This is a genomic window from Halomarina pelagica, assembly GCF_024228315.1.
GTDB classification, from domain to species: Archaea; Halobacteriota; Halobacteria; order Halobacteriales; family Haloarculaceae; genus Halomarina; species Halomarina pelagica.
Genome location: NZ_CP100454.1, coordinates 1,280,812 through 1,307,445, shown reverse-complemented (window position 1 = coordinate 1,307,445; position 26,634 = coordinate 1,280,812). Strand labels below are relative to the sequence as shown.

Annotated in this window: 28 protein-coding genes; 19 read left to right on the top strand and 9 right to left on the bottom strand. The window is 71.3% G+C overall.

What is annotated here, in order from left to right:
* Nucleotides 1-4: 4 nt before the first annotated feature.
* The 5 genes from NKI68_RS06905 (at nt 5) to NKI68_RS06885 (ending at nt 4,192) form a co-directional block, all read left to right on the top strand.
* Nucleotides 5-865 (top strand): ATP-dependent ribose-1-phosphate kinase, encoded by an 861-nt coding sequence (locus NKI68_RS06905; protein ID WP_254545973.1) that lies wholly within the window; start codon nt 5-7, stop codon nt 863-865.
* Between the two features lie 52 nt (nt 866-917).
* Nucleotides 918-1,409 carry a hypothetical protein gene (locus NKI68_RS06900; protein WP_254545972.1) on the top strand — a complete coding sequence of 164 codons (492 nt, stop codon included), beginning with the start codon at nt 918-920 and terminating at the stop codon, nt 1,407-1,409.
* A 47-nt stretch (nt 1,410-1,456) separates the two neighbouring features.
* Nucleotides 1,457-2,191, top strand: coding sequence for a guanosine phosphorylase (locus NKI68_RS06895; RefSeq protein WP_254545971.1), 735 nt, complete (start codon nt 1,457-1,459; stop codon nt 2,189-2,191).
* 50 nt (nt 2,192-2,241) lie between these two features.
* Complete coding sequence (locus NKI68_RS06890; protein WP_254545970.1) at nt 2,242-3,753, top strand: HPP family protein; 1,512 nt, start codon at nt 2,242-2,244, stop codon at nt 3,751-3,753.
* A 100-nt stretch (nt 3,754-3,853) separates the two neighbouring features.
* Nucleotides 3,854-4,192, top strand: coding sequence for a hypothetical protein (locus NKI68_RS06885; protein ID WP_254545969.1), 339 nt, complete (start codon nt 3,854-3,856; stop codon nt 4,190-4,192).
* Between the two features lie 22 nt (nt 4,193-4,214).
* Here NKI68_RS06885 and NKI68_RS06880 read toward each other — a convergent pair whose 3' ends face one another.
* On the bottom strand, nt 4,215-5,411 hold the full coding sequence (locus NKI68_RS06880) for an NAD-binding protein (protein ID WP_368410935.1): 1,197 nt from the start codon (nt 5,409-5,411) through the stop codon (nt 4,215-4,217).
* 74 nt (nt 5,412-5,485) lie between these two features.
* Between NKI68_RS06880 and NKI68_RS06875 the strand changes: the two genes are divergently transcribed.
* The 3 genes from NKI68_RS06875 to NKI68_RS06865 are packed head-to-tail and all read left to right on the top strand — an operon-like array spanning nt 5,486 to nt 8,241.
* A complete protein-coding gene (locus tag NKI68_RS06875; RefSeq protein ID WP_254545968.1) occupies nt 5,486-6,754 on the top strand; it encodes a potassium channel family protein in 1,269 nt (422 codons plus the stop codon).
* Nucleotides 6,751-7,932: a DUF8167 domain-containing protein gene (locus NKI68_RS06870; RefSeq protein ID WP_254545967.1), complete on the top strand. Its 1,182-nt coding sequence runs from the start codon at nt 6,751-6,753 to the stop codon at nt 7,930-7,932. The genes NKI68_RS06875 and NKI68_RS06870 overlap by 4 nt, the downstream gene beginning before the upstream one ends.
* Nucleotides 7,933-7,962: 30 nt before the next feature.
* Nucleotides 7,963-8,241, top strand: a complete 279-nt coding sequence (locus NKI68_RS06865) for a ubiquitin-like small modifier protein 1 (RefSeq protein WP_254545966.1) — start codon at nt 7,963-7,965, stop codon at nt 8,239-8,241.
* A 175-nt stretch (nt 8,242-8,416) separates the two neighbouring features.
* On the opposite strand, the gene NKI68_RS06860 is transcribed toward NKI68_RS06865, so the two are convergent.
* Complete coding sequence (locus tag NKI68_RS06860) at nt 8,417-9,346, bottom strand: GNAT family N-acetyltransferase (protein ID WP_254546496.1); 930 nt, start codon at nt 9,344-9,346, stop codon at nt 8,417-8,419.
* Nucleotides 9,343-10,587, bottom strand: coding sequence for a Glu-tRNA(Gln) amidotransferase subunit GatD (gene gatD, locus NKI68_RS06855; protein ID WP_254545965.1), 1,245 nt, complete (start codon nt 10,585-10,587; stop codon nt 9,343-9,345). Before gatD ends, NKI68_RS06860 begins: the two co-directional genes overlap by 4 nt.
* 119 nt (nt 10,588-10,706) lie before the next feature.
* On the opposite strand from gatD, the gene NKI68_RS06850 reads away from it, so the two are divergent.
* Complete coding sequence (locus NKI68_RS06850) at nt 10,707-11,165, top strand: DUF8526 domain-containing protein (protein WP_254545964.1); 459 nt, start codon at nt 10,707-10,709, stop codon at nt 11,163-11,165.
* Nucleotides 11,166-11,202: 37 nt separating this feature from the next.
* Here NKI68_RS06850 and NKI68_RS06845 read toward each other — a convergent pair whose 3' ends face one another.
* The 3 genes from NKI68_RS06845 to NKI68_RS06835 form a co-directional block, all read right to left on the bottom strand.
* Complete coding sequence (locus tag NKI68_RS06845) at nt 11,203-11,883, bottom strand: ArsR/SmtB family transcription factor (RefSeq protein WP_254545963.1); 681 nt, start codon at nt 11,881-11,883, stop codon at nt 11,203-11,205.
* 48 nt (nt 11,884-11,931) lie between these two features.
* Entirely contained in the window at nt 11,932-12,921 is a 990-nt protein-coding gene (locus NKI68_RS06840) for a hypothetical protein (protein ID WP_254545962.1), read from the bottom strand.
* 73 nt (nt 12,922-12,994) lie between these two features.
* Nucleotides 12,995-13,669 (bottom strand): DUF1405 domain-containing protein, encoded by a 675-nt coding sequence (locus NKI68_RS06835; RefSeq protein WP_254545961.1) that lies wholly within the window; start codon nt 13,667-13,669, stop codon nt 12,995-12,997.
* Between the two features lie 108 nt (nt 13,670-13,777).
* On the opposite strand from NKI68_RS06835, the gene NKI68_RS06830 reads away from it, so the two are divergent.
* The 7 genes from NKI68_RS06830 (at nt 13,778) to thrS (ending at nt 20,875) form a co-directional block, all read left to right on the top strand.
* Nucleotides 13,778-14,122 (top strand): DUF5802 family protein, encoded by a 345-nt coding sequence (locus NKI68_RS06830; RefSeq protein WP_254545960.1) that lies wholly within the window; start codon nt 13,778-13,780, stop codon nt 14,120-14,122.
* A 24-nt stretch (nt 14,123-14,146) separates the two neighbouring features.
* The gene (locus NKI68_RS06825) at nt 14,147-15,034 is read left to right on the top strand and encodes a Vms1/Ankzf1 family peptidyl-tRNA hydrolase (RefSeq protein WP_254545959.1); all 888 of its coding nucleotides are present in this window, start codon (nt 14,147-14,149) and stop codon (nt 15,032-15,034) included.
* Between the two features lie 64 nt (nt 15,035-15,098).
* A complete protein-coding gene (locus tag NKI68_RS06820; RefSeq protein WP_254545958.1) occupies nt 15,099-16,121 on the top strand; it encodes an N-acetyltransferase DgcN family protein in 1,023 nt (340 codons plus the stop codon).
* Nucleotides 16,118-17,155, top strand: a complete 1,038-nt coding sequence (locus tag NKI68_RS06815; RefSeq protein ID WP_254545957.1) for a dipeptide epimerase — start codon at nt 16,118-16,120, stop codon at nt 17,153-17,155. The genes NKI68_RS06820 and NKI68_RS06815 overlap by 4 nt, the downstream gene beginning before the upstream one ends.
* A gap of 91 nt (nt 17,156-17,246) precedes the next feature.
* Nucleotides 17,247-18,263: a TIGR04024 family LLM class F420-dependent oxidoreductase gene (locus tag NKI68_RS06810; protein WP_254545956.1), complete on the top strand. Its 1,017-nt coding sequence runs from the start codon at nt 17,247-17,249 to the stop codon at nt 18,261-18,263.
* A 107-nt stretch (nt 18,264-18,370) separates the two neighbouring features.
* Nucleotides 18,371-18,862 carry an HTH domain-containing protein gene (locus NKI68_RS06805; RefSeq protein WP_254545955.1) on the top strand — a complete coding sequence of 164 codons (492 nt, stop codon included), beginning with the start codon at nt 18,371-18,373 and terminating at the stop codon, nt 18,860-18,862.
* 78 nt (nt 18,863-18,940) lie between these two features.
* Nucleotides 18,941-20,875 (top strand): threonine--tRNA ligase, encoded by a 1,935-nt coding sequence (gene thrS, locus NKI68_RS06800; protein ID WP_254545954.1) that lies wholly within the window; start codon nt 18,941-18,943, stop codon nt 20,873-20,875.
* 3 nt (nt 20,876-20,878) lie between these two features.
* Here the strand turns inward: thrS and NKI68_RS06795 are convergent, their stop codons facing one another.
* From NKI68_RS06795 to NKI68_RS06785, 3 genes are all read right to left on the bottom strand, one after another.
* Entirely contained in the window at nt 20,879-21,922 is a 1,044-nt protein-coding gene (locus NKI68_RS06795) for a DUF7972 family membrane protein (protein ID WP_254545953.1), read from the bottom strand.
* Nucleotides 21,923-21,971: 49 nt separating this feature from the next.
* Nucleotides 21,972-22,397: a hypothetical protein gene (locus tag NKI68_RS06790; RefSeq protein WP_254545952.1), complete on the bottom strand. Its 426-nt coding sequence runs from the start codon at nt 22,395-22,397 to the stop codon at nt 21,972-21,974.
* Nucleotides 22,398-22,468: 71 nt separating this feature from the next.
* Entirely contained in the window at nt 22,469-23,320 is an 852-nt protein-coding gene (locus NKI68_RS06785; RefSeq protein ID WP_254545951.1) for a PspA/IM30 family protein, read from the bottom strand.
* Between the two features lie 52 nt (nt 23,321-23,372).
* Between NKI68_RS06785 and NKI68_RS06780 the strand changes: the two genes are divergently transcribed.
* The 3 genes from NKI68_RS06780 (at nt 23,373) to guaA (ending at nt 26,633) form a co-directional block, all read left to right on the top strand.
* Complete coding sequence (locus tag NKI68_RS06780) at nt 23,373-23,963, top strand: dienelactone hydrolase family protein (RefSeq protein ID WP_254545950.1); 591 nt, start codon at nt 23,373-23,375, stop codon at nt 23,961-23,963.
* Nucleotides 23,964-24,072: 109 nt separating this feature from the next.
* On the top strand, nt 24,073-25,716 hold the full coding sequence (gene pyrG / locus NKI68_RS06775) for a CTP synthase (protein WP_254545949.1): 1,644 nt from the start codon (nt 24,073-24,075) through the stop codon (nt 25,714-25,716).
* The gene (guaA, locus tag NKI68_RS06770) at nt 25,716-26,633 is read left to right on the top strand and encodes a glutamine-hydrolyzing GMP synthase (protein ID WP_254545948.1); all 918 of its coding nucleotides are present in this window, start codon (nt 25,716-25,718) and stop codon (nt 26,631-26,633) included. Before pyrG ends, guaA begins: the two co-directional genes overlap by 1 nt.
* Nucleotide 26,634 lies beyond the last annotated feature (1 nt).

Here is a 26,634-nt window from a genome sequence, read left to right as displayed (position 1 = left end):
TGGTATGCGCGTCGTCTGCGCCGGGCACGTCAACTGGGACGTCACCCTCTTCGTCGATACGTTCCCCGCGCCGGACGCCGAGGCCCGGATCGGCGATCGGTGCGAGGGCGGGGGCGGGAGCGCCGCCAACGTCGCCTGCGCGCTCGCCAGCCTCGACGTGGCCTCGGGACTCGTCGGCGCGGTCGCCGACGATCACGAGGGGCGGAACGCCCGCCGAGAACTCCGCGAGGCGGGCGTCGACGCGAGGGGCGTCCGGGTCGTCGAGGGGGGGATGACCGCCGTGAAGTACCTCGTGGTCACGCCCGACGGCGAGACGTACGTCCTCGGCACCGAGGGCGTCAACGAGGCGTTCTCGGTCGAGACGGCCCCCGACGACTACTTCGAGCGCGCGGAACACCTCCACCTGACCGGACAGGACTCCGCGACGGCGGCGGGGCTCGCCGCGCGCGCCCGCGAGGCCGGCATGGGCGTGAGCTTCGACCCCGGTCGCCGCCTCGAGGGTCGAGCGGACGACGAGGTGCTCGCGCTCGCGGACGTCGTCTTCCTGAACGAGCGCGAGGCCGAGGTGATCGGGGAACGGGTCCCGCCGGGTCGGGTCGTCGTCACGAAGTGCGGCGCGGGCGGCGCGGCGGCCGACACGCCCGAGGGCCGGATCACCCACCCCGGCTACGCCGTCGAGGCGATCGACTCGACCGGCGCGGGCGACGCCTTCGCCGCCGGGTTCGTCGCGACGCTCGTCGACGGCGGCGGCTACGAGCGGGCGCTCGCGGTCGCCAACGCCTGCGGCGCGCTCGTCGCCGGCGCGCCCGGGGCGCGCCCGCCGCTCGACCCGGCGGCCGTCGCCGAGCGCTGCGGATCGGCCTGACTCGACGGGGGCGATCGAGACTACTATGCCGGCTCCGTCCCCGGCTTCCGTCATGACGGTACTACAGGCCGCGCCGTCCCCCCTCCTCGTCGTCGCCGTGGCGATGCTCGCGGGGTTCGGCGCGGCGCTGGTGGCGAGTCCGGTGATGCGGCGGCTCCCGGAGGGCCTGACGCCCGCGTTCGCCGCCGCGTCGGTCCTCTACGGCCGCTCGCGCGACGACCTCACGGAGACCGAGGCGCTCTCGGCGCACTACACGGCGGGGATCCTCGCCGGGGCGCTGTTCGCGATCGCCTTCCTCGTCGCCGAGGCGGTGCTCCCACCGGGATCGAGCGTCCTCGGCGTGGCGCTCGTCCCGGCCGCCGTCGCGGCGCTCGTCGTCGTCCTCGCGCTCTACTGGCTCTTCGGCTACGTCGTCTACCCGCGCTTCGGCGGGGGGACCGACGGCGACGCCGGCCGCGTCCGCGGCGACTGGGCGATCTCCGTCGTCGTCTACGCCGTCGCGCTGGTGCTCCTCTTCCCGGTCGGCGTGCTCCTCCTGACCTGACGGTCCCGACCCGACTCACTTTTACCTCGCGCCGCGGAGGCGCAGGTATGGCCAAGCAGCCCCACCTCCTCGTCGAACCGGGCGACGTGACCGACATCGCGCTCATCCCCGGCGACCCCGGTCGGGTCGATCGCATCGCCGCGCGGTGCGAGGAGCGCGAGGTCGTCGCCGAGAACCGCGAGTACCGGGTCGTCAACGCCGCGTTCGAGGGGCGCGAACTCACGATCTGCTCGACCGGTATCGGCTGTCCCTCCGCCGCCATCGCCGTCGAGGAACTGTCGAACGTCGGGGTCGAGACGTTCCTCCGGGTGGGCACGACGGGGGCGCTCCAGCGCGGCATCGAGATCGGCGACATGGTCGTCGCCACGGGCGCGGCGAAGAACGAGGGGACGACGAAGCGATACGAGTCCGTCGAGTACCCCGCCGTCCCCGACTACGACGTGGTGACCGCGCTCGTCGAGAGCGCCGAGATCGACGGCGGGCGCGTGGGTCAGGTCCACGTCGGCCCAATCGCCTCCGACGACGCGTACTACGCCGAGGACGACGCCTTCGTCCGCGACTGGGAGGCGGCCGGCCTCCTCGCGGTCGAGATGGAGGCCGCCGCCGTCTTCACGCTCGCCCGCCGGAAGGGCCTGCGCGCGGGGGCGATCTGCACCGTCGACGGCAACCTCGTCGAGGGTACCCAGAAGGGCGAGACCGAGGACGAGGAACTCCCGGAGAAGGCGCGGAACAACGTCGAGCGCGCCATCGAGATCGCGCTCACGGCGGCGACGAGGCTGTGACGGAGTCGTAGGCGAAACGCCCAATACCCCTCCTCGTTCGATGTACTGTCGTGAAGGGGGAACGGTTGTACCGACTATTCAGACGACTCCGGCGAGCGGAGCGCCGCGAACTCCACGAGTTCCGCGTCTGGCTCGAGGCGACGCACAACCTCGTCCACGTGTCGGCGCTGCTGCTCGTCCCCCTCCTCATCGCCCTCGTCACGATGGTGTCGAACAGCTTCGAGGGCTTCTCGTTCCTGCTGTTCCCGCCGCTCGCCGCCGGAACGTACACCCTCTTCGCCGACCCGCGGGGGAAGTACTCCTCGCCGGTTCGGTTCGTCGCGGGGCTGACGGCGGGGGCCGTCTGCGGCTGGGTGGCGTTCGTCGCCGGCACGTACGTGTACCCGGCCGATCCGATGGACGTCCACGCCGGCAGCGCCGCGCTCGCCGTCTTCCTCACCGGCGCGGTCACCTGGGCGTTCGACGTCGAGGAACCGTCCGCGTTCTCCAGCGCGCTGCTGATCCTCATCGCCGACGTCCCGCGGTCGGCGAGCGGTCGCTACCTCTTCGACGGACGGCTCGCCTACGTGGTCAGCATCCTGGCGTCGAGCACGCTCATCGCGATCGCGTTCGTCGTCTGGCGGCGGAACTTCTACAGCGCCCGCTCGCGCTACCTCTACCTCTCGACGAAGGGCGACGACCACGTGCTCGTCCCGATGCGCGGCCCGGACTGCGACGCGACCGCCATGCTCGGCGCGCGCCTCGCCGCCGCCCACGAGGCCGGGAAGGTCGTCCTGCTCGACCTGGTCACGGAGACCGACCTCGAGGACGCGGCCGACGCACCGCGGACCGCCGCCGTCACGACCGACAGCGGCTCGACCGCGCGGCCGGACTCCGAGGCCCCGGACGTGGCGGACGACGTCGAGGACGGCTCCGAGATCCAGCGTCGCGCCGCGGCCGCGGCCGCGACCGACCTCGAGTCCCGGGCGGCGCGCATCCGGACGAAGATCGGCGTCCCGTGCGAGGTGGTCGTGGCCGAGGCGGGACCGAACCCCGCGTCGACGACGCTCGCCACCGCCCACGAGACGAACTGCGACCTCGTCGTCACGCCCTACGAGACCGATAGCGGCCGTCTCTCGCCGTTCGTCAGGGAGCTGTTTCGCGGCGACGTGGACGTGCTCGTCCACCGCTCGCTCGACGGGACCACGTGGAAGCGGATCCTCGTCCCCGTGCGCAAGACCGGCGACGTCGCCCACGAGATGGTCGACTTCGCCACCCGCCTCGCCGGCCGCACCGGTCGCGTCTCGGTCTGTCACTGCATCGATCGGGAGGCAGAGCGCCGTCGCGCCGAACAGATGCTCGCGGACATCGTCGAGACCGTCGACGCGACCGTCGAGACGCGCGTCTCGCGGTCGCCCATCGAGCGGTTCCTCGACGCGAACGCCGACGCCTACGACCTCGTCATCATCGGGGCGAGCCAGGACCGGAGCGCGGCCTCCCGGTTCGTCTCGCGGCCGACGTTCGAGCGCCTCCGGGACCTCGGCTGCGACGTGGCGATCCTCGATCGGAACCACCGCCTCTGAGCGCGACGGCCCCCTCGGACGATCGTTGCGAACTGTTTCGCACCTGAACTGACGCAAGCATCGATAGGATTGAACACTCCCGACGCCGAGTCGGCGGACGATGACGGCGTTCCGTTGGGAGGTGTTGATTCTCCGCGGCGCGGTGCCGGGGACGCGGGAAGTCCGACTGATGCACCACACCGGCCGGGTCGAGATCGGGGCGGTGCCGTACGCGGGCGGCTACGACGGTGCCGACGTCGGGTACGCGGTCGAGGTCGTCGAGTCGACGACGTACGACGCCGACCGCGACCGCTGGGTCGACCACGAGGTCGCGACGACCCTCGGGACGACGGGATCGCTCTCCACGGCGCTTGCGACGGCGATCGAGGCGCTCCCGACCGTCGACGCGCACCTCGAGCGACCCCTCGACGCGACGCCGGGCGACCCGGCCCGCGATTGAGGGGGCGCGTCGCGCCGTCGCGTCAGAGGTCGCGGGCGTCGTCGACGTCGAGCAGGCGGTCCGCGAGCGCCTCCATGCCACCTGTGCCGAGCGCGCTCCGGACGAGCAGGTGCCCGCCGATGACCGCGGGGCTGATGATCGTGTCGGCCCCGGCGCGCCGGAGCTTCTTCACGTTCTCGCGGTCGGTCGCGGCGGCGACGATGCGGACGTCCGGGTTCAGCTCGCGGGCGGTGAGGACGACGAGCGCGTCCCGCGCGTCGTCCTCGGTCGCCGCGACGACGGCCCGGGCGCGCTCGATCCCGACGCGCCGGAGCGGTTCCTCGTCGCTCGGGTCGCCCACGTAAACGAGGAGTCCGCGGTCGCGGAGGACGCCCGCAGCGTCGGGGTCCTCGGTGACGACGACGAAGTCGGCGTCCTCGTCGGTGAGTTCTTCCAGGATCGGTTCGGTCAGGTCGCCGTGGCCGACGACGATGACGTGGCGTTCGAGCAGCGAGAGGCTCTTGTCGGTCATGGTTCCGAGGGTACGTTCGAAGCGGGCTTCGACGGCGGGGACGAGCAGCGCGCCGGCGGCGGCGGCGAAGCTCGACGTCCCGAGAATGATGGCGCTCACGGCGAACAGGCGGGCGATGTCGCTCGTCGGTGCGACGTCCCCGTAGCCGACCGTGCTCGCGGTGACGAGCGAGAAGTAGAACGCCTGTATGGGCGTCTCGATACCGGTGAAGTCCTCGCGCAGGAGGTACGCGCCGACGGTTCCGTACAGCTGCGAACCGACGATCGCGCCGATGGCGGCGAGCTGCGTCGGCGTGAGGTCCGTCGGGCGCGAGAACGCCGCCCGGGTGTCGACGAGCAGCGCCAGCGCCGCGAACGACAGGGCGACCACCGGCGTCGAGACGGGGGTCGCCTGGAGCACGCCGAGGAGCGCGACGAGCGGGAGCAGGGCGACCGCCGAGTACCAGGCCAGTCGGCTCCCCCCGCGCAGTCCGCGCGCGCTCAACAGGAGGGCGAACCCCGTTAGCGTCCCGGTGAACGCCGCCGTCAGGCTGACGCCGCGCGGGACCGCCCCGACGATCGGGACCGGGATCTCCGTCGCGAGGAGCACCTGCAGGCCGAGGACGAGGACGCCGGTGGCGACGGCGACCGCCGCGACGACGCCCGTCAGGAAGACGGCCACCCGGGGCTGGCGGACCGCAGCAGGGGTCGGCAGCCGCGCGCGTCTCACGGTCTCTCTGGGATGCCCCCCGGGAAAAGCGTCCCTATCGTCATCGATTTGTACCCGTCGGACAAGCCCCCGCCATGGCCTCCCTCCCGGTCGAACTCCTCGTCGGTCTCTACCTCGGCCTCCTGACGGGCGTCATCCCCGCGCTCGTGTCGTGGGTGCTCGGGTTCGTCGTGCGCTACTTCACCGGCGTGTCGATCCCCGGGTTCGCGGTCGTCGTCCTCGGCCTCGCCATCGCGGGCGTCAACAGCGGCCTGCTCGCGCTCAGCGATCGGGCGGTGCTCGCCTCCGGGGAGCGGGCCGCCGTCGCCATCGTCGTCATCGTGATGATGTCGCTGTACGCTCACGCCCGCGGGGACGCCATGGCCGCGGACTTCCCGAAGCGCGTGTCGCTCAGGGGACTGCGCGACCGGACGCTCTCGACCGACGTGGTCGAACTCGTCGGCGGCCGCACCGAGGTTCGCGTCGTCGTCGTCGGTGACGTGGGCGACATCGAGGGGTACCCGCCCCTGCCCGCCGACCTCCGCGAGCGCGTCCGCGCGGCGGAGTGGCGGCTCCCCGCGGACCTCCCCCTCTCCGAACTCGAATCGCGCGTCGCCGACCGTCTGCGGACCGAGTTCGACCTCGCCGACGTGCACGTCGGCCTCGACGAGCGCGGGCGAGCGCGGATCAGCGCCGCCCCGCCGCTGTCCGGGCTCTCGAAGCGCGTCCCGTCGGGCGAGCGCGCCGTCTCGCTCGACGTGCTCGTCCCGACCGGCCTCGCGCGCGGCGACGAGGTGACCCTCCGCACCGCCGACCGGTGCGTCCGCGGAACGGTGGTGAGCGCCCGCTCGGGGGGATCGCCCCACGAGCCGCCCCGCGGACCCGAGGTCCCCCCGCCCGATTCCGCGGGCGGGTCCGACGGGGGGCGCGAGGGGAGCGGGGGGGCCGACGCGGCCGACGCGGACGCCTCCGCTCCCGCCGTCGGCGCGCCGACGACCGCGGGCGGCGAGGGGCGCGTCACGGTCGCCGTCTCGCGTGCCGACGCCCGCCACCTCCTCGGGAGCGAGTCGGCGACTGTCGTCGTCGAGGCGCGGGGGACGCGCCGGGAGTTCGAACTGCTGGCGGTGCTGCGACGCGCGGGCCAGCGCGTCCGTCGGATCGCCGTCGGGGACGGGCCGCTCGCGGAGCGGACCCTCGGCGCGCTGGCGGTCCGCGACGAGTACGACGTCGCCGTCCTCGCGGTCCGTCAGGACGGCGCGTGGCGGTTCGCGCCACGCGGCTCGACCCGCCTGCGCGCCGGCGACGAACTGTACGCGGTCGGGTCGCGCGACGCGCTGACCCGGTTCGCGGAGGTGGCGGGGTGATCCCGACGCCGTCCCTCCAGCTCCAGGCGGTCGCGCAGGCCGGGGCGGCCGCGGCGCTCGTCGTCAGCCTCGGCCTCGTGGCGGGGGCGGTCGCCGCCGGCGTCGCCGCCGCCCACCGGTGGTACGCACGCCGGGCCGTCCCGGACGGGCTCGCCGTCCTCGCGGGCGTGAGCGTCGTCGCGCTCGCGCTCAACACGACCGCGATCCTCGGCGGCGTGATCGAGGGAGTGGGGTCGATAGACGAGACGGCGGCGCTCGTCAACGTGGCTGCGTTCCTCGCGGGGGCGGTCGCCGCCGTCGTCGGCGGTCGCGTCGGCGACCGGATCGCGACCGACCTCTTCGACGAGGACCTCCCGGAGGTCGGGCGCATCGTCCGGAGCGTCGGGCGGCACATCACCGTCACGCTCCCCGAGGAGATCGCCGACATGGACGACCACGACCCCGTTCCGTCGGAGGTGAAGGCGGGGCTCGCGGGCAAGTCCCTCTCGTTCCCGCGCGGGCTCACGGTGGACGAACTGCGCTCGCGGCTCGTCACCCGACTGAAGGCGGACTACGGCGTCGGCTACGTCGACCTCGACGTCACCGAGGAGGGCGAGGTCGAGTACCTCGCCGTGGGGAGTCGCGTGGCCGGGATCGGCCCGACGCTCGCGCCGGGGAGCGCCGCGGTCGCCGTCCGCGCCGACCCCGCGTTCAGCGCCAGCCCGGGGGACCTCGTGCAGGTGTGGGGCGGCGCGCCGCCGGCGCTCGTCGCCTCGGCGGAGATCCGCGCCGTCGCGGGCGAGACGGTCACGCTCGCGCTCGACGCGGCCGACGCCGACCGCCTCGACGCCGACGAGCGGTACCGACTCGTGACGCTCCCGGCCGAGGAGCGATCGGACCGCGAGTTCGCCGCGCTCCTCCGGGCGGCCGACGAGACCCTCGGCGTCGTGGACGTGGAGGACGGTAGCCCGCTGGGGGATCTCACCGTCGGCGCGCTCGGCGCGTCCGTGGTCGCGATCCGGAGCGAGGACGGCGTCGAGGCGATCCCGAAGCGGGGACGCGGGCTGGCCCCGGGAGAGACCCTGTACGCCCTCGGTCGCCCCGACCTCCTCAGGCGGCTCGAGGCCGCGGCGCGCGGCGAGGGCCACCCGCCGCTGGCGGACGCCGAGCGCGGCGTCGGCGCGGACGGGCAGGAGTAGACCTATCTGCACGCCGCCGCTACCCCCGGTATGCACTGGAAGCTCTTCGCGAACCTCGCCGAGACCGCCGGCGAGCGGGAGGTCCCGCTCGACCTCGAGGCGGGGGCGACGTTCGGCGACGCCCTCGACGCCCTGCTGGAGGCGCACCCGGAACTCCGCGAGGAGGTGCTCGACGCCGACGGCGAACTGCGGGATCACGTCCGCGTCCTCCGGAACTCCCGCAACCCGTTCGTGAGCGACGACGGCTACGAGACGGTGCTCGACGCGGACGACGAACTCGCCATGTTCCCGCCGGTCAGCGGCGGGTAGCGGCGGGTAACGACGAACGCACGACGAACGACGCGACGAACGCACGACAAATAACGAACGACGAACGACGTCACGGAGGCGCGCCGGCCGCGTCGGCGGTGTGCGCGCGTCGGTACCACGCGTCGGTACCACGCGTCGCCACCGTGGATGTCAACGGCGCGCGGCGCGGCGACCGTCAGCGGGTCGTGAGGTCGGCCGCGAGCACGAAGTCGGGTTCGTCGCTGACGGCGACCCGCGCGTAGGCGGCGTCGGAGACGGCCTCGACGGTCTCGGGGACGAGCACGCGCGTCCGGTCCGCACCCAGCGCCGCGGCGTCGGCGGCGACGGCCGCGAACAGCGCCCGCGCGTGGTCGTGCGTCGCCCACGCGCCGACGCCGTACTCGGCCCACGTCTCCGCCTCGCCCGCCTCGTTCGGGCGCTCGTATGTGCGCGATCGGTAGGCCATCGCCCGCGTCCCGCCGTCGTCCCCGCCCTGCACGGCGAACAGCCCCCCGTCGTCGGCCGCGCGGCGGAGTCGCTCGCGGGTGACCTCAGACAGCGCCCACGACTCGTCGGGATCGAGGCCGAGCCCGTGGAGGTGCTCGCGCGCGGGGCTGTCCGTCCAGTAGGTCCACGCGGCGTCCGCGTCGGCGACGACCCGGTGATCGCCGTGATCGGGCGTCGCGTCGACGTCGGGTTCGGGGTGCACCCAGCGGAACTCCGTCTCGGGCTCGAACCCCGCGGCGCGCGACTGGCCCAGTCCGGCGACGTTCCACGAGAAGACCATGTTGCGACAGACCGTCGCGCCGGCCGCCGCCGCCCAGTCGAACACGGCGCGGGTCAGGTCGACGCTGACGCCCCGACCGCGGAAGTCGGGGTTGACGCGCATCCCCTGGGCCCACGCCTCCGTCGGGGAGAGGAGCACGCCCTGACAGATGCCGGCGACCTCCCCCTCGACGTCGAGGACGAACGTCCGCTGGTCGTCGCCGTCACCCGCGATCCAGTCGTCGAAGACGTGCTGGATGTAGTCGCCGGCACCGCGATCGGGCCACGTGTCGGCGGTGAACGCCACGACCGCCTCCCGGTCCTCGGCGCGCGCGCGCCGTACCTCGACGGCGTCGGTCACGTCCACGGCGCAGACCGCCCGGTCAGCTCGCCCGCGATCGGCGTCCGCATCGTCTCCTCGACCGCCTCGGCGTTGGCGAGCGCCCACATCAGCTTCACCTTCGCCGTGCCGGGGAGCATGTCCTCGCCCTCGACGACGCCCGCGTCGAGCAGGTCGCGGCCCGTGTCGTAGACGCGGTCGCAGACCCGCCCCGCGAGACACTGGCTGGTCATGACGACCACCGTCCCGTCGTCGATCATCGACTCGAGCTTCGGGACGAGGTCCGTGTTGACGTGCCCGAGCCCCGTCCCCTCGATCACGAGGCCGGCCTTCCCCGCGCAGCAGTCGAGGAGCGCCTCGTCCATCCCGGGGGTGAACTTCAGCAGTTCGACCTCCGTCTCCAGGTCGGGCGCGATGGCGAGTTCGACCCCGCCGCGGGGGGCGTACTCGCGGTCGAACGTGACCGCCTCGGTCTCGTAGTCCACGTGCCCGAGCGGTCGGTTGCCGACCGTCTCGAAGGCGTCGCGCCGGGAGGTGTGGTTCTTGCGCACGCGCGTGCCCCGGTGGAGCGCGCAGCGGTCGTCGCTCTCGGTGGCGTGCATGCAGACGAGCACCTCCGCGCAGTCGGCCTTCGCCGCCTCCACGGCACAGACCGCGTTCATCACGTTGTCGGAGGAGGGGCGGTCGGCCGAACGCTGGCTGCCCGTGAAGACGATCGGGACGGGCGTGTCGAGCACGAACGCGAGCGCGCTCGCCGTGTACTGCATCGTGTCCGTGCCGTGCATGACGACGACGCCGTCCGCGCCGGCCTCGATCTCCTCGTACACCGCCTCCGCGAGGTCCCGCCACACGTCGGGCGTCATGTTCTCGGAAAGGATGTTGGCGACGACGCGACCGCGGTAGTTCGCCCGCCCCGCGAGGTCCGGGACGGCGCGGAGGACGTCCTCGGCGGTGAACTGCGCCGTCACCGCGCCGGTGCGGTAGTCGACCGTGGAGGCGATGGTGCCGCCGGTCGAGATGAGCGCGATCGTCGGGAGGTCCTCGTCGAACTCGACCTCCGAGGTCGCCTCCTCGCCGCCCGCTCCGCCGACCTCGTAGACGTCGGATTCGAGCACCGTCACGTCGCTTCCCTCGCGGTCGATGCCGACGTTGTACCCGCCGTCGAGCTTCACGACGACCTGCTCGGCCGTCGTGGAGGGCATGAGGACGCCCTCGTAGACGCTGTCGCCGCGCTCGACGCGCACGCGGTCGCCTGAGTTCATGCCAGGGTCTTCTCCGAGACGGAACTTAACCCCACGGAACCGCGACCCGGAGCGGAGCGGAGCGCACCACCTCCCCGACCGGGAAAAGGCACATATCCGCGCGGACGAAACGGTCGGGCATGTCGCGCACCGACGAACTCCTCCGCGAACTCGAGACGACGACCGACGGCGAGCGGTCGTCGTCCGCCGGGGATCGAAGCCGTCGCGCCCGCCTCGCCGGCCGGGCGAAGCGGGTGTTCTCGCCACGTTACTTCCTGCTGGCGCTCGCGCTCGCCGTCGCCGGACTGTTCCTCGCGAGCGCGTTCCTCCCGTTCGTCCCCGGCGCGGGGCTCCTGGGAGTGTTCGTCGCCGCGTTCGGTCTCGGCCTGCTCTCCGCGCGCCGCCACTACCTCGAAGCCGTCGTCGCCGGCGCGCTGGCCGCCACGCTGAGCGTCTTCACCGACTACGTGATGCTCGCCGTCCTCGCCGACGCGGGGGCGACCCTCGCGGCCGTCGGTATCGGCGCGGGCGCGCTCGCCGCCCTGATCGGCCACTACTTCGGCCGCGACCTCCGGGCGGGCGTGACGAAGGACCTCTGAATCGATTCGACCCCTGAACCGACCGTATCGCCCGAACTTATCCGGTCAGCCGCCAGCGTTCCCCCTCGCGCTCGACGACGCCGTGCTTCGCGAGGCGGCGGAGCGCCTCCTCGACGAGGTCCGGGGCGGCGTCGGCGCGCCGGGCGACCTCGTCGACGCGCTCTGCGCCGTTGGCGAGCGCGGCGAGGACCTCCGCGTAGAAGCGCGCGTCGGTGCCGTCCGGCGATCCCAGCGTGGCGCTGTTTCGAACCTGCTCCGAGATGCCGTCCATCACCTCCGTCAGCCGACCCTGCACCCACCGCTGGGCCATCGAGAGTTCGCTCGAGAGCCGCTCGAGCCGCTCCAGTTCGCCCGCGAGTTCGCCGAGTTCGGCCGCGTCGTCGGGGTTCGAGACGTCGATCGTCAGGTACCGACAGCGCGTCATGTCGAGCCCCCGGCTGGCGGGATAGGCGCTCTTCGCGCCGAACCCGTACGGCGAGACGCTCACCTCGAGACGGAGGTTGCGCGCGATGGAGAAGTACTTGCGCCGCTGGTCGTCGACGCGCGACTCGACCAGTCCCGCGTCTTCGAGCTTCCTGAGGTGGTCGATGACCGCCTTCGGGCTGACGCCGAGGTACTCGCTGATCTCGGTGACGTAACAGGGCTTTCGAGCCAGCAGGCGGAGGATGCGCCGACGGTTCTCGTTCCCCAGCAGATCGAGCAACGCGGCGGAGTCCATTACCTCAGGTAAGTCGCAGACGGTGAAAACGGTGACGCTTCCGTCCACCTAGAGGAGCGTGTCGTTCGAGTCCGTCGAACCGGTGGAGCCGTCCGATCCGCTCGATCCGTCGATACCGTCGGGAGCGGCGGTACCGTCCGCGTCGCCAGTGCCGTCCGTCCCGCCCGTCCCGTTCGACCCGTCGGCCCCGGTTTCCCCGTCGTTCGAGCCGTCGGAATCGTTCGACTCACTCGAGTCGTTCGAACCGTCGGAACTGTTCGAGTCGTTCGAGCCGCTCGCGGTATCCGTGCCGTTCTCCCCGTCGCCGACGCCGATCGTCGGCCCGTCGACGGGATCGGTCCCGAGGGGGCTGTCGGCGTCACCCGCCCCGTCCGTCCCGTTTCCCGTCTCCGTCCCCGTCCCCGTCGGAGGGCCGCTCGGTACGGTCGGCGTCGTCGATCGCGGTTCGTCGGTCACTTTCCCCGGTTTTCCCGGTTTCCCCGACTCTCCGCCGCCCTCGTCGTCTCCGCCGGGACCGCCGCCTTCGTCGATACCGACGAGCGCGGGGGCGTCCGGCGTCGACCGGTCGAGCGCCACGCCGCGCTCGCGGAGTTTCGCGAGCCCCGGCGCGTCGATCGCCGTCCGGTTGGACGCCTCGACCGCGTTCTCGATGTCGGCCTGGAGCGCGTCGATCCGGGCCTCGACGACCGCCTTGCGGATCTGCGCGGCGACCACCGTCCGCACGCCGACCTCGGAGCGGCTCCCGTTCAGCGCCTCGATGCGCCGCTCGAGCGCCCGCTCGCGTTGCTCCAGGAGTCGCCGCCGCTCGGCCTGGCTCTTCGCGTTCTCGAACGCCGCCTCCCACATCTCGCGCTCGACTTCGTGCTGCGTCTCGATGGCGCTGACCTGCATGAACGAGGAGATGGCGGTCCCCAGTCCCCGATCGGTCTCGTTGGATTGCGTCGTCGGCCCCGCGGTCGCGCCGGTCCCGCCGATGACCGCGGCGAACAGGACCAGGCCGACCGCGCCCGCTGCGATCGCAACCCCCTTCCTGAGCATCACCCTCGAATTCGCGGTGCGGGCTTAAAAGGAGGTAACTCCGTTCGGACCGTTCAAAACGAACAACGACCCGTTAAACGATCGTTTCATCCTCCTCGAGGCGACCGAACGCCGACGAAGCGAGCCACACGCTGACGACTGTCGTGAGAACGGTGAGGAGCGGGAGGGCCAGCCCCGGCTCGTACCGAAGCGGCGGGTAGAGGAGGCACCGCTCCCCGACTGTGCCGAGCGCACAGCTCCCGGTCACCGTCGCGAACCCGTAGTCGACGAGATCGTTGAGGAGCGCCAGGCCGAGCGCGAACGTCAGCGCGCCCCGGGTGGTGCGCCCGACGTACGGGAGGAGGTACGCCTCGCCGACGAACGCGAGGTGGGTGAGCATAATGCCGAAGTAGGCCCAGGCTTCGGGGAAGTAGAGCGAGACGCGGAGGTTGAGCGCCACCGCCGTCCAGAGGCCGTACTTCACCAGCCAGACGAACGAGAGCGTGTGGAGGTAGGCGAGCGGTCGGTTCACCGGGGCGTCGTCAACGGATCGGCCGAGGTTGGGCAGGAGCGTGGCGAAGGAGAGCGCGGCGAGGAACGTCGCCGCGGGCGAGTCGGCGTAGAGCGGCCAGACGAACGTGTTCACGCCCGGTATCGTCTCGACGTAGTAGCGGACCCCCACGAGCACCGCCGCGACGTTCGCGACGAGCAACCACACCAGACTCGGCGCGTTCTCGAGGTAGTACCTCGCCCACCGGTCGGGGATCATACCTCATGCCGGTCGCCCGCCGTGAAAGCGATGTCGTCTGAAAGCGCGCCGTGATAAGCGTTCCCGGAAACCCTTATGCGAGTGACTGACTAACGTTCCGACGCACAGATGTTCGAACGCTTCTCCGGCGGATACTACCTCGGACGGTTGTACGTCGAGCCCTACGGCGGCGACCGGCCGGTCATGCAACGCGCACAGCACGAGTGGGTCAACCGACGCTACTACGCGTCCGGCGAGGGGGTAGAGCGACTCGACACGCCCCTCGTGATGAAACTCGGGACCCGGCACCTCGCGGTCCACGGCGAGGGCGGGGTCCCGGAGGGGACGCTGGCCGTCCCCGCCGACCTCGTCCCCGAGGGCGACGACGACCTCCCCGACCTCCGCGAGGTGCTGCTCGCGAAGGTCGACCGCGCCGCGCAACTGCTCGACATGGGCACCCCCGTCGGTATTTAGTCGTTCCCTTCCCTCGGTCGGGCCATGCTCGACCGGTTGCTCGGTCGCGGGGGCCTCCGCGACCGCATCGACGACCTGGAGGAGGAGCGCCGACACCTCGAACGGCGGCTCGACGCCGAGCGCGAGCGCCGCCGCGAGGCCGTCACCGCCCGCCAGGAGGCCGAAGAGCGGGTGAACCGACTCGAGGATCGGATCGCGGGCCTGCGCGGCGAACTCGAGGAGCGCGACGCCCCCGACCTCGCGTTCCGCCACCGCGAGGCGATGGGCCGCCGCCGCACCGAGTCGGTCCTCGATCGGCTGGAGAGCGTCGCGACCGGCCCGGAAGGAGCGCTCTCCGCGATGGTCGGAGACGGGGGCGGGGTCCCCGACGCCCTCGCGGACCTGCTGGGCGAGCGGCGGGCGCTGGTCGACAGGGCGGCCCCGTGTCTCGTCTACGCCGACGACGCCCGTCTGATGAGCGTCGCGCTCTCGCCGCCGCTCGCCCCCGACCCGTTCTGCGAGTGGGGAGACGGCTTCCGCGTCGAGCGCGAGTGGTTCCTCCCGGCGGGCCGCCACGCCCTCGCGCTCGTGCGCGCTGACACGTTCGCGCTCGGCGTCTACGACGGCGACGAGCGCGTCTCGTTCGAGGGGTTCGAGAGCGACGTGAAGGAACAGCACTCGAAGGGCGGCTTCTCGCAGGCGCGCTTCGAGCGGATCCGCGACGGACAGATCCGCGACCACCTCGACCGCTGTGCGGAGGCGCTCGACGAGGTCGATGGGATCCCGCTCTACGTCGTCGGCGAGCGGACCGTCCTCGATCGCTTCGCGGACCGCGCCGCGGCCACGCGCGCGGTGGACGCGACGGGCGACCCGGAGGACGCGCTCGCCGACGCCCGCCGCGCGTTCTGGCGGACGCGACTGGCGGTCATCTAACGATCTTCTAACACCTTCCGGGGTATCACGTGGCGCTTAATGCCCCCCGCGCGGAGAGGTCGGTATGCGAATTGCGGTACTTGCGCACGGGAAATTCCCCGACGACGCGAAGACGGCGGTCGGACTGCTCCGCTACGGCGACCACGACGTGGCGGCGGTCCTGGATAGAGACCTCGCCGACGGCACCGGAACGCGCGTCTCCGACTACCTGCCGGACGTGCAGGACGCGCCCGTCGTCGCCGGCATCGAGGACGTGCCCGAGATCGACGCGCTGGTGATCGGCATCGCGCCCATCGGCGGCGGGTTCGACGAGTCCTGGCGCGACGACGTGCGCGGCGCGCTCTCGCGGGGCTGTGACGTCTGGTCGGGGCTGCACTACTTCCTCTCCGAGGACGAGGAGTTCGCCCGCCTCGCCGACGAGCACGGCTGTGAACTCCGGGACGTGCGCCGGCCCCCGGCCGACCTCACCGTCGCGGAGGGCGTCGCCCGCGACCTCGACGCGACGATCGTCACGACCGTCGGCACGGACTGCTCGGTCGGGAAGATGACCGTCACGCTCGAACTCCTGGAGGCGGCCCGCGACGCCGGGCTGAACGCCGGGTTCGTCCCCACCGGACAGACGGGCATCATGATCGAGGGGTGGGGCATCCCCATCGACCGGACGATCAGCGACTTCACCGCGGGCGCGGTCGAGCGGATGCTGGTCGAGCGGGCGGAGGAGTACGACTACCTCTTCGTCGAGGGGCAGGGCTCCATCGTCCACCCGGCCTACTCGACGGTCACGTGCGGCATCCTCCACGGCTCGATGCCGGACCACCTCGTGCTCTGTCACGAGGCGGGCCGCGAGGTCGTCCACGGCTACGAGGAGTTCGACCTGATGGAACCGGGGGCGGCCGCCGCGCTCTACGAGTCGCTGGCCGAACCCGTCAACCCCGCCGAGGTGGTCGGCGGGGCGCTCAACACCGCCGGCGTCGCGGACGACGACGCGGCCCGCGAGGCGCTCGCCGACTTCGGCGACGCCATCGACGCGCCCGCGGTCGATCCCGTGCGCTTCGACGCGGACGACCTCGTGGAGGCGATCAGGTGACGTTGACCGCGGCGTTCGAGCGCGTCGCCCTGCCGCTCGCCCGTCCGTTCGGCATCTCGCGCGGCACGCAGACGACGGCCGAGAACGTGGTGGTGCGCGTGAGCGACGGCGAGCACACCGGCGTCGGGGCGGCCGCACCCTCGTCCTACTACGGCGAGACGGCCGACACCGTCGAGGCCGTCCTGCCCGACCTGCTCGCCGCGTGCGAGGCGGTCGACGATCCCCACAACCTGGATGGGATCGACGCCCGCCTCGACGCGGTCGTCGGGGACAACCCCGCCGCCAAGGCCGCCGTCCGAATCGCCTGCTGCGACCTCGCGGCCAAGCGCCTCGACGTGCCGCTCTACCGGCTGTTCGGCCTCGACCCCGGCGAGACGATCACCTCCTCGTACACGATCGGGATCGACGAGACGGACGTGATGCGCGAGAAGGCAGAGGAGGCCGTCGAGGCGGGATACGACGTCCTCAAGACCAAGGTCGGGACCGACCGCGACGAGGAGATCCTCGAGGCCGTCCGCGAGGCCGCCCCCGACGCCCGCGTCCGCGTGGACGCGAACGCCGCGTGGACGCCCCGCGAGGCCGTCGAGACGAGCGAGGTGCTCGCCGCCCACGACGTGGAGTTCCTCGAACAGCCGGTCCCCCCCGCGAACCCCGCCGACCTGCGGTACGTCTACGAGCGGTCCGCCGTGCCGATCGCCGCCGACGAGTCCTGCGTCACGCTCCCCGACGTGCCGCGGGTGGCCGACGCCTGCGACGTGGTGAACGTCAAGCTGATGAAGTGCGGCGGGCCGCGGCAGGCGATCGAGATGATCCACGCCGCGCGCGCCCACGGCCTCGAGGTCATGCTCGGGTGCATGATCGAGACGAACGCGGCCATCGCCGCCGCCTGCCACCTCGCGCCGCTGCTCGACTACGCCGACCTCGACGGCTCGCTGCTGCTCGCGGAGGACCCCTACGAGGGCGTCCCGCTGCCCGAGGGGCGCGTCGACCTCTCGGGCGTCGACGCGCCCGGCACCGGGGCGCGGGCGCGGTAACCGTGTACGCGGTAACTGTGCGTACTGATCGCGCTCACGGAGTGCGCGCAGACGGCACCCTTCAAGTCCCCGCGGTCCGGTGTGAGGGACGATGACGATCGCCGCGGACCTCGTCCTCCCGGTGGGCGAGTACGACGACCTCGACCCGCTGGTCGAACAGGTACGGCGCGCGGAGGAACTCGGCTACGCCCGCGTCTCGCTCCCGGAGGTCACGGGGCGGGACGGCGTCTCGTTGCTCGCGCACTTCGCCGCGCACACCGACCGCATCGGCCTCTCGAACGACGTCTTCTCGCCGTATTCGCGCTCGCCCGCGCTGCTCGCGCAGACGGCGACCACCCTGCAGGAACTCTCGGGCGGGCGCTACCGCCTCGGCCTGGGGACGAGTTCGCCGCCGGTCGTCGAGCGCTGGCACGGGCGGGCGTTCGACCGGCCCCTCCGGACGCTCCGGGAGGCCATCGAGGTGATCCGCGCCGTGGAGTCCGGCGAGCGCGTCGAGTACGACGGCGAGGTGTTCTCGCTCTCCGGGCTGGCGCTCACCTGTGAACCGCGCCCGACGCCGATCGACGTGGCGGCGCTCGGTCCGAAGACGGTCGAACTGGCCGGACGCTTCGCCGACGGGTGGGTGCCCCAACTGTTCACGCCGGACGGCCTGCGCGAGCGCCTGGGGGACCTCCGGCGCGGGGTCGAACTCGGCGGGCGCGCCCCCGACGACCTCCGGGTCGCCCTGACGCTCCGCTGCTGCGCGCTCGAGGACGGCGACCGCGCCCGCGAGGTCGCCCGCGGCCAGGTCGCCTTCATGATCGCCGCGTACGGGCCCTACTACCGCGAGTCGGTCGCGAGCCAGGGCCACGAGGCGGTGACCGACGAGATCCGCGACCTGTGGCGGGAGGGGGAACGCGAGGCCGCCGTCGAGGCGCTCCCCGACGACCTCCTCGACGACCTCGTCGCCGCCGGGACGCCCGAGGAGGTGCGCGCGACCGTCGAGCGCTTCGCGTCGATCGACGGCCTCGACGCGGTCCGCGTCGGCTCGTTCGGTCGGCTCTCCCACGAGGAGCGCCTCGCCACCATGGAGGCGCTCGCCCCGGCGACTGTCGACGTTATCGACTAGTCCGACGCCCTGCAAATAGGGTGTCTAGAGGCACTGTAGCGCGTGGGTGTGATAAAGTGACAACCCAAGGAACGCTTTTGGTCCCCTCCGACTTGGCACCGACTAGCATGTCCGACGCCGACACCCGCCGTACGGTCGAACTGTTCGTACGCTCGTTGACGTCGAGCGAGCGACAAGCGTGCCTCGATGCGACGCTGGAGCGCCTGTCGCGCCTCGAGTCCGACGGGCACATCGACGGGTTCACCGTCAGCGTGTGGGGTGACGGCGTCTGCCTCTCGGGTCGGGCGGCCGAAACCGAGGCCGCCGCCGAGATCCGCGAGCGCGTCGAGGAGTTCTCCGAGTGGGCGGAGAGCGCGGGCGTCGAACTCCCGGGGTTCGAGCGGCGCGAGACGCGGTCTCTGGTCACCGGCGGGTGCCACGAGAACCTCTCGCTTCCCGTGATGGCGCTCGCGGATCGGACGGACGACGACCTGTCGTTCGTCGCCCCGTGCGTCGACGGGGGGACCGTCCACACGGTCGGGGACCGACTGGCGGCGCTCGCGGGCGAGGACGGCGAGCGCACTCGGGGGCAGTCGGGCGTGTCGGTCCAGGCGGACTGACCGACCGGTGACCGCCCCCGCGTGGGCGTCGTAGCACGGTCTCAACACACTTATCCCGCGTCCTCGGCTCTCTCGGGTATGAGCGAAATCACGGTCACGCTGCCGGACGGTTCCGACCTCTCCGTCGACGAGGGGGCGACCGTCGAGGACGTGGCGTACGCCATCGGTCCCGGTCTCGGCCGCGACACGGTCGCGGGCGTGATCGACGGCGACCTGGTCGACAGGGTGACGCCGGTGTACGACGGCGCGCGAATCGAGATCGTCACCGACCAGAGCGACGAGTACGTGGACGTCCTCCGCCACTCCGCCGCGCACGTCTTCGCGCAGGCGCTCCAGCGCCTCCACCCCGAGGCGAAGCTCACCATCGGGCCGTGGACGGACGAGGGCTTCTACTACGACGTCGCGAACGTCGACCTCGACCAGGACGACCTCCGCGAGGTCGAAGCCGAGATGGCCGAGATCGTCGAGGCCGACTACCCCATCGAGCGCGTCGAGCGCCCCCGCCAGGAGGCCTTCGAGATCTACGAGGACAACCCCTTCAAGCGCGACATCCTGGAGCGCGAGGCCGCCGACGAGGACCCCGTCACCTTCTACGTGCAGGACGGGTGGCAGGACCTCTGCAAGGGACCGCACGTCGAGAGCACGGGCGAGATCGGCGCGTTCGACCTGCTCGACATCTCCGCGGCCTACTGGCGGGGCGACGAGGGCAACGAGACGCTGACGCGCGTCTACGGGACGGCGTTCGAGTCCGAGGCCGACCTGGAGGCGTTCCTCGAGCGGCGCGAGCAGGCGAAGGAGCGCGACCACCGGAAGATCGGCCGCGAACTCGACCTCTTTTCCATCCCCGATCACTCCCCCGGGTGCGCCCACTACCACCCCAACGGGATGCGGATCCGCCGCGAACTCGAGGAGTACATCCGCGGGCAGAACGACCGCCTGGGCTACGAGGAGGTCTGGACGCCCGAACTCAACAAGGCCGACCTCTGGAAGCCCACGGGCCACTACGACAACTTCACCGCGCAGGGTGAGATGTTCAACTGGGAGCAGGACGACACGGAGTACGGCCTGAAGCCGATGAACTGCGCGAACCACGCGTACATCTACGGCCGCGAGAAGCGCTCCTATCGCGACCTGCCGATCCGCTTCTCGGAGTTCGGCACCGTCTACCGCAACGAGCAGTCCGGTGAACTCTCCGGTCTCCTGCGCGTCCGCGGGCTGACCCAGGACGACGGTCACGCCTTCATCCGCAAGGACCAGATCCGCGAGGAGATCACCCAGACGCTGCGCGTCATCGAGGACATCTACGGCCACTTCGACCTCGACGTGCGCTACAAGCTGGAGACGAAGGGCGACAACGCCGTCGGCAGCGACGAGATCTGGGAGGAGGCGACCGAGGCCCTGAAGGACGCGCTCGAATCCGAGGGGCTCGAATACGAGGTCGAGGAGGGCGAGGCCGCGTTCTACGGCCCGAAGATCGCCCTCGACGCTATCGACGCCATCGGGCGGGAGTGGACTATCGGCACGGTGCAGCTCGACTTCAACATCCCCGAGCGCCTCGATCTGACCTACGTCGGCGAGGACAACGAGGAGCACCGCCCGGTGATGGTCCACCGCGCGCTGCTCGGTAGCTTCGAGCGGTTCATGGGCGTCATGATCGAGCACTTCAACGGGAAGTTTCCGCTGTGGCTCGCGCCCGAGCAGGTCCGGATCCTCCCCATCACGGACGACACCCTCCCCTACGCCGAGGAGGTCGCGGGCGAACTCGAGCGCGCGGGCTTCCGCGTCGGCGTCGAGGACCGCTCCTGGACCATCGGGCGGAAGATCCAGGACGCCCACGAACGTCGGGTCCCCTACATGCTCGTCCTCGGGGGGAACGAGGAGGAATCGAACACCGTCTCCGTCCGCGACCGCGAGGAGCGCGAACGACAGGACGTCCCCCTCGACGAGTTCCTCGCGCACCTCGAAACCGAGCGCGACGAGAAGCGCGTCGAACCGGACTTCCTCGGCGAGTGACCCCTACTCGTCCCAGCTGACGTCGCTCGAGCGGTCGGTCTCGCGCAGGATGAACGGGCCGATCGCGAGCGTCCGCTTCGCCACGGTGCCGATGCGGAGGATGTACGACAGCAGCACCGCGAACGGCGTCAGCGTCAGCGCGGCGGCGGCGTTGACCACCCACGCGAAGTCGTCGATCCCCAGCGTGACGCCCGTGAACGTGTTCGTATCGACGTACAGGAGCATGCCGAACGTGACGACGATCGCCGGCACGGAGGCGTAGAGGATGACCCGCGAGAGGTTGACGAGTTCCCACTGGAAGTAGAGCGTCTTGAAGTGCTCGCGGGCCGGGCCGAAGAACTCGAGCACCTCGATGAGCGTCTCGAACGCCTCGTCGGTCTCGTCGTCGATGCTGTCCCGGTACGTCCGGCGCAGGCGCTGGGCCTCGTAGATCTTCCAGGAGTAGTTGAAGTCGAGCGCGGCGAAGAGGACGTTGAACGTGCCGAACTGTGTGTCTTCGAGCTTGTTGCCCACGACCGCCGCGTGATCGGTCAGGCTATCGACGTACTCGTCCGTGTGCTCCCGGAGATCGTCGTCGCCGTCAGCGACCGACTCCTCCAGCCGGTTCGCGTACGTCTGGATCCCGTCGACGATCGCCCCGAGGAACGCAGAGGGTTCCGGCGGGCTGATCTCGGTGTCGAGGAGCATCCGCACGTCCTCCCGGAAGTCCATCGCGCCCTGCATCCGCTCGCGCTGGTCGCCGAGCGGACCGAGTTCCTGCGAGACGACGAGCTGGTTGATCGTGACGACCAGCGTCACGCCGGTGACGATGGCCCCGATCATCGGGGAGAAGAGCCACCACGTGGCGTTGTGCTCCCGGACGATGACCCGTAGCGGAGAGAGCCCCAGCACGCTGAACGCGGTCAGCGAGAGGAAGACCGCGGCGATGACGCCCCCCGCGACGATCCAGCGCGGAGCGTCCATCAGCACCCAGATCTTCCAGCGGCTCTCCTGCACCCGACCGCGCATCGTGTCGCTCGGCTGTGAGGAGTCGTCCGGGTCGCTCACGGGGCGGCCCCTCCCCGGAGCGATCGCTCCGCGTTCTCACGGCTCCCGGTCATGGGATGCGCGTCCCTCCCACGAGGAGGCGAACCGCGTCCACCAGCGCGTCGTTCGCGTCGACGGCGTTGACCGTGACGGGTTTCCCGACGGGAACGCTCACCGTCGCGCTCGTCTCGCCGCCCGACAGCGTTCCCGTCCAGAACGCCGACCCGCCCTTCGGGACCACCGTCAGCGTCCGTACCTTCAGCTCCGTCGTCGCGGCGTCCGTGAGCGAGGCGCTCACCCACGCCCGGTTTCCCCCCCAGGACAGCGAACTCTTCGGCGAGAACGACGTGAACACGTTCGACTCGGAGACCCCCTCCGCGCGCACGGACAGGTCGGTCGTGACGCACCCCGCGGTCGCGACGACCGCGGTTCCCGCGAGGGTCTGCAACAACCGGCGACGCGAACGGCGCGGTCCCGGCTGGTCGGCGTCGGTCATGCGACGGCCTACTCGCGCCCCCGATAAAACGGTACCCGCTGCCGTCGAACGCGGGCCGGTCGAATTCGAACTCAGCCCGACCGCTCGTCGGTCCCTTCGCTCTCGCTCTCGCTCTCCGTCTCGGTCTCCGCGTCCGCCCCGGCGTTCACCTCGGTTTCGAGGTCCTCGACGGTCGCGTCGACGTCGGTCTCCTCCGCTCCGTCGCCGCCATTGCCGGCCGCCGAGGGGCGACCCATCTCCGTTCGGAGGGTCTCGAGTTCGGCCTCGACCTCGCTGTCGCTGCTGAGCTGTTCGAGTTCGCGGTCGATCTGGTCCTTATCCGAGAGCACGTCGTCGAGCGCGCCGGTGTCCTGGAGTTCGTCCATCGCCGCCGCGCGCGCCTCCATGTCCTCGGTGCGCTCCTCGGCGCGCTCGATGGCGCGCCCGAGGTCGGCCATGTCGTCGCCCGCGCCGGTCATCGCCTCGGAGACGCGCGCGCTCGCCTCGGCGGCCTCGTAGCGCGCCTTCATCGACTCCTTCTTCGTCCGGAACTCCTCGATGCGGCTCTCGAGCTGGTCCTTCTTCTCGACCAGCGAGTCCTGCGTGTCCTGCAGGCTGGCGATCTGGCCCTCGAGTTCCTCGATCTGGTTCATCTTCTGTTTCTTCTTCTCGAGGGCCTTCCGCGCGAGGTCGTCGCGGTCCTGCCGCACCGCCTCGCGCGCCTGTTCGTTGTGCTTGTCGATGTTCTCCTCGAGGCGGCGCTTCTGGATCTCGAGGCGCTTCTTCTGCGTGGTGAGATCGGCGATGCCGCGCTTTACGTCCTGTAGCTCGTCGCGCAACTGCTCGTAGGAGTAGTCGAGGGTCTCCGTCGGGTCCTCCGCTCGATTGAGGAGGGCGTTTATCTTCGAGCGGATGACGTACGAAGTCCGTGAGAGGATGCCCATGGGCAGGTTTTGTCATCCCTGCGTATTAAAATGCCTACCGCGAACTCGACGTATGAGCGAACCGATCGTACTGGGCGGCGCGCGCGACGTGCGCGGCACCCTCGACACGCCCGACGCCGATACCGACGCCTGCGTTGTCGCCTGCCCGCCCCACCCGCAACTGGGCGGGCGCCGCGGCGACCGCCGACTGACCGCCGTCTCGGACGCCCTCGCACCCGAGATCGCCTGCCTGCGCTTCGACTACGGCGAGTGGGACGAGGGGCGGGGCGAGCGGACGGACGCCGTCGCCGCCGTCCGGTGGGCCCGCGAGCGCTACGACCGCGTCGCGCTGTTCGGCTACAGCTTCGGCGGGGCGGTGGCGCTGCTCGCCGCGGCGGAGGCGGACGTCGAGGCCGCGAGCGCGCTCGCGCCCGCCTCGCGCCTCCCGGCGGGGCTCGACGCCGCGGCCGCGCTCGACGCGATCGACTGCCCGGTGCAGGTGGTCTACGGCGAGCGCGACACGACGGCGGAGTGGGAGCCGGTCGTCGAGCGCGCCCGCGAGTTGGGCTACGAGGTCGAGGCGATGAGCGCCGACCACCACTTCGTCGGACAGGGCGGGAAGGTCGCGGATCGGGTGGAGGCGTTCCTGCGGCGGGCGCTCTGAACGCCGGCGGAGCCGGCGCGACAGGGCTGCGCGGTAGAACGGAGTGCCACCCTCTGTCGAAGCCCACCGGTCCCGAAACCGTTTTCACCGCGACCTGCACACCCTCAGTATGCCGACAGCGCCCACGGAGTACGACCCCACGTTGGGCAAGAAGTTCATTTTCGTCACCGGCGGCGTGATGTCCGGGCTCGGGAAGGGCATCACCGCGGCGAGCACCGGCCGCCTGCTGGCCAACGCGGGCTTCGACGTGACCGCGGTGAAGATCGACCCCTACCTGAACGTCGACGCGGGTACCATGAACCCCTTCCAGCACGGCGAGGTGTACGTGCTGCGGGACGGCGCGGAGGTGGACCTGGACCTCGGGAACTACGAGCGCTTCCTCGACATCGACATGACGGCGGACCACAACGTCACCACCGGGAAGGTCTACCAGCACGTCATCGAGAAGGAGCGAAGCGGGGACTACCTCGGCAAGACCGTCCAGATCATCCCGCACGTCACCGACGACATCAAGCGCCGCATCCGCGAGGCCGCGGCGGGCCACGACGTCTGCATCGTCGAGGTCGGCGGCACCGTCGGCGACATCGAGGGGATGCCCTTCCTCGAGGCCCTCCGCCAGTTCGTCCACGAGCAGGAGTCCGACGACTTCCTCCTGATGCACGTCACGCTCGTCCCCTACTCGAAGAACGGCGAGCAGAAGACCAAGCCCACCCAGCACAGCGTGAAGGAACTCCGGAGCATCGGTCTCCAGCCCGACGTCCTGATCGGGCGCTGCGAGACGCCGCTCGCGGACGACGTGAAGCGGAAGATCGCGCTGTTCTGCGACGTGCCGACCGACGCCGTGTTCTCCAACCCCGACGTGGAGGACATCTACCACGTCCCCCTGACCGTCGAGGAGGAGGGCCTGGATCAGTACGTGATGGAGGAACTCGGGCTGGCGGAGCGCGCCCTCCCACGCGAGGACCGGGCGACCGGATGGCGCGACCTCGTGACGCGCGAGCGGACGGGCGAACTCGACGTCGCGCTGGTCGGTAAGTACGCGCTCGAGGACGCCTACCTCTCCGTCCACGAGGCGCTCAAGCACGCCGGCCTCGAACACGGCGTGGACGTGAACGTCCTCTGGGTCGACGCCGACGAGATGGACGCGGACCACCGCGCCCGCCTCGAGGCCGCGGACGCGATCATCGTCCCCGGCGGCTTCGGCGTCCGCGGAACCGAGGGCAAGATCGACGCCATCCGCTACGCCCGCGAGCGCGGCGTCCCCTTCCTCGGGTTGTGTCTCGGCTTCCAGCTCGCGGTCGTCGAGTTCGCCCGGAACGTGGCGGACCTCGACGGCGCGCACTCCACGGAGCTGTACGAGAACGCCTCCACCCCGGTCATCGACCTCCTGCCCGAGCAGTACGAGATCGAGGAGATGGGCGGCACGATGCGCCTCGGGGCCTACGAGACGGACGTCTCGCCCGGGACGCTGGCGGCCGACCTCTACGGCGACTCCTGCGTCGAGCGCCACCGCCACCGCTACGAGGTGAACCCCGAGTACATCGACGACCTGGAGGACGCGGGGCTGGTCTTCTCCGGTCGCGTCAACAACCGCATGGAGATACTCGAACTGCCCGACCACCCGTTCTTCTTCGGCACGCAGTTCCACCCCGAGTTCCGCTCGCGGCCCGGCCGGGCGAGCCCGCCGTTCCTCGGCCTGCTCGCCGCCGCGCTCGACCGCGAACCGGCCGAGACCGAGGGGGTGAGCGCCTGATGGTGGACGTCGAGTCGTTCGTCGAGGAGGCGACCGCGGAGATCCGCGAGGCGGTCGGCGACGCCCACGCCATCATCGCCCTCTCGGGCGGGGTGGACTCCTCGGTCGCCGCCGCGCTCGCCTACGAGGCCATCGGCGAGCAACTCACGCCGGTCTACGTGGACACCGGACTGATGCGAAAGGGCGAGACCGAGCAGGTCAGAGAGACCTTCGACTACATGGAGAGCCTGCGGATCGTCGAGGCCCACGAGCGCTTCTTCGAGCGACTCGCGGGCGTCACGGACCCCGAGGAGAAGCGCCACGTCATCGGCGCGCAGTTCATCCGCGAGTTCGAGCGCGAGGCGAGGGACGCGGACGCCGACTTCCTCGTCCAGGGGACGATCTACCCCGACCGGATCGAGAGCGAGGGCGGCATCAAGTCCCACCACAACGTCGGCGGCCTCCCGGACGTCGTCGACTTCGAGGGGATCGTCGAACCCGTCCGTGACCTCTACAAGGACGAGGTCCGGGAGGTGGCCCGCGCGCTCGACCTGGAGGAGGTCGTGTCCGAGCGGATGCCCTTCCCGGGACCGGGGCTGGCCGTCCGCGTCGTCGGGGAGGTCACCCCCGAGCGGGCCGAGGTGGCCCGCGAGGCGTGTCACATCGTCGAGGAGGAACTCGAGGAGTACGACCCGTGGCAGGCGTTCGCCGCCGTCGTCGGCAAGGGGACGGGCGTCAAGGGCGACAACCGCGTCCACGGCCACATCGTCGCCGTCCGCTCGGTTGAGTCGCGCGACGGGATGACCGCCCGCGCCCAGGAGATCGACTGGGAGACCCTCCAGCGCATCCAGAGTCGCATCACCGGCACGGTGCCGAGCGTGGCGCGCGTCGTCTACGACGTCACGCACAAGCCCCCGGCGACCATCGAGTACGAGTGAC

Bases quoted from the DNA above. Each gene is read 5' to 3' on its own strand.
- NKI68_RS06905 (WP_254545973.1), top strand. From the start codon at position 5: ATGCGCGTCGTCTGCGCCGGGCACGTCAACTGGGACGTCACCCTCTTC.
- NKI68_RS06900 (WP_254545972.1), top strand. From the start codon at position 918: ATGACGGTACTACAGGCCGCGCCGTCCCCCCTCCTCGTCGTCGCCGTG.
- NKI68_RS06895 (WP_254545971.1), top strand. From the start codon at position 1,457: ATGGCCAAGCAGCCCCACCTCCTCGTCGAACCGGGCGACGTGACCGAC.
- NKI68_RS06885 (WP_254545969.1), top strand. From the start codon at position 3,854: ATGACGGCGTTCCGTTGGGAGGTGTTGATTCTCCGCGGCGCGGTGCCG.
- NKI68_RS06875 (WP_254545968.1), top strand. From the start codon at position 5,486: ATGGCCTCCCTCCCGGTCGAACTCCTCGTCGGTCTCTACCTCGGCCTC.
- NKI68_RS06865 (WP_254545966.1), top strand. From the start codon at position 7,963: ATGCACTGGAAGCTCTTCGCGAACCTCGCCGAGACCGCCGGCGAGCGG.
- gatD (WP_254545965.1), bottom strand. From the start codon at position 10,587: ATGAACTCAGGCGACCGCGTGCGCGTCGAGCGCGGCGACAGCGTCTAC.
- NKI68_RS06850 (WP_254545964.1), top strand. From the start codon at position 10,707: ATGTCGCGCACCGACGAACTCCTCCGCGAACTCGAGACGACGACCGAC.
- NKI68_RS06845 (WP_254545963.1), bottom strand. From the start codon at position 11,883: ATGGACTCCGCCGCGTTGCTCGATCTGCTGGGGAACGAGAACCGTCGG.
- NKI68_RS06840 (WP_254545962.1), bottom strand. From the start codon at position 12,921: ATGCTCAGGAAGGGGGTTGCGATCGCAGCGGGCGCGGTCGGCCTGGTC.
- NKI68_RS06835 (WP_254545961.1), bottom strand. From the start codon at position 13,669: ATGATCCCCGACCGGTGGGCGAGGTACTACCTCGAGAACGCGCCGAGT.
- NKI68_RS06830 (WP_254545960.1), top strand. From the start codon at position 13,778: ATGTTCGAACGCTTCTCCGGCGGATACTACCTCGGACGGTTGTACGTC.
- NKI68_RS06825 (WP_254545959.1), top strand. From the start codon at position 14,147: ATGCTCGACCGGTTGCTCGGTCGCGGGGGCCTCCGCGACCGCATCGAC.
- NKI68_RS06820 (WP_254545958.1), top strand. From the start codon at position 15,099: ATGCGAATTGCGGTACTTGCGCACGGGAAATTCCCCGACGACGCGAAG.
- NKI68_RS06810 (WP_254545956.1), top strand. From the start codon at position 17,247: ATGACGATCGCCGCGGACCTCGTCCTCCCGGTGGGCGAGTACGACGAC.
- NKI68_RS06805 (WP_254545955.1), top strand. From the start codon at position 18,371: ATGTCCGACGCCGACACCCGCCGTACGGTCGAACTGTTCGTACGCTCG.
- thrS (WP_254545954.1), top strand. From the start codon at position 18,941: ATGAGCGAAATCACGGTCACGCTGCCGGACGGTTCCGACCTCTCCGTC.
- NKI68_RS06790 (WP_254545952.1), bottom strand. From the start codon at position 22,397: ATGACCGACGCCGACCAGCCGGGACCGCGCCGTTCGCGTCGCCGGTTG.
- NKI68_RS06785 (WP_254545951.1), bottom strand. From the start codon at position 23,320: ATGGGCATCCTCTCACGGACTTCGTACGTCATCCGCTCGAAGATAAAC.
- NKI68_RS06780 (WP_254545950.1), top strand. From the start codon at position 23,373: ATGAGCGAACCGATCGTACTGGGCGGCGCGCGCGACGTGCGCGGCACC.
- pyrG (WP_254545949.1), top strand. From the start codon at position 24,073: ATGCCGACAGCGCCCACGGAGTACGACCCCACGTTGGGCAAGAAGTTC.
- guaA (WP_254545948.1), top strand. From the start codon at position 25,716: ATGGTGGACGTCGAGTCGTTCGTCGAGGAGGCGACCGCGGAGATCCGC.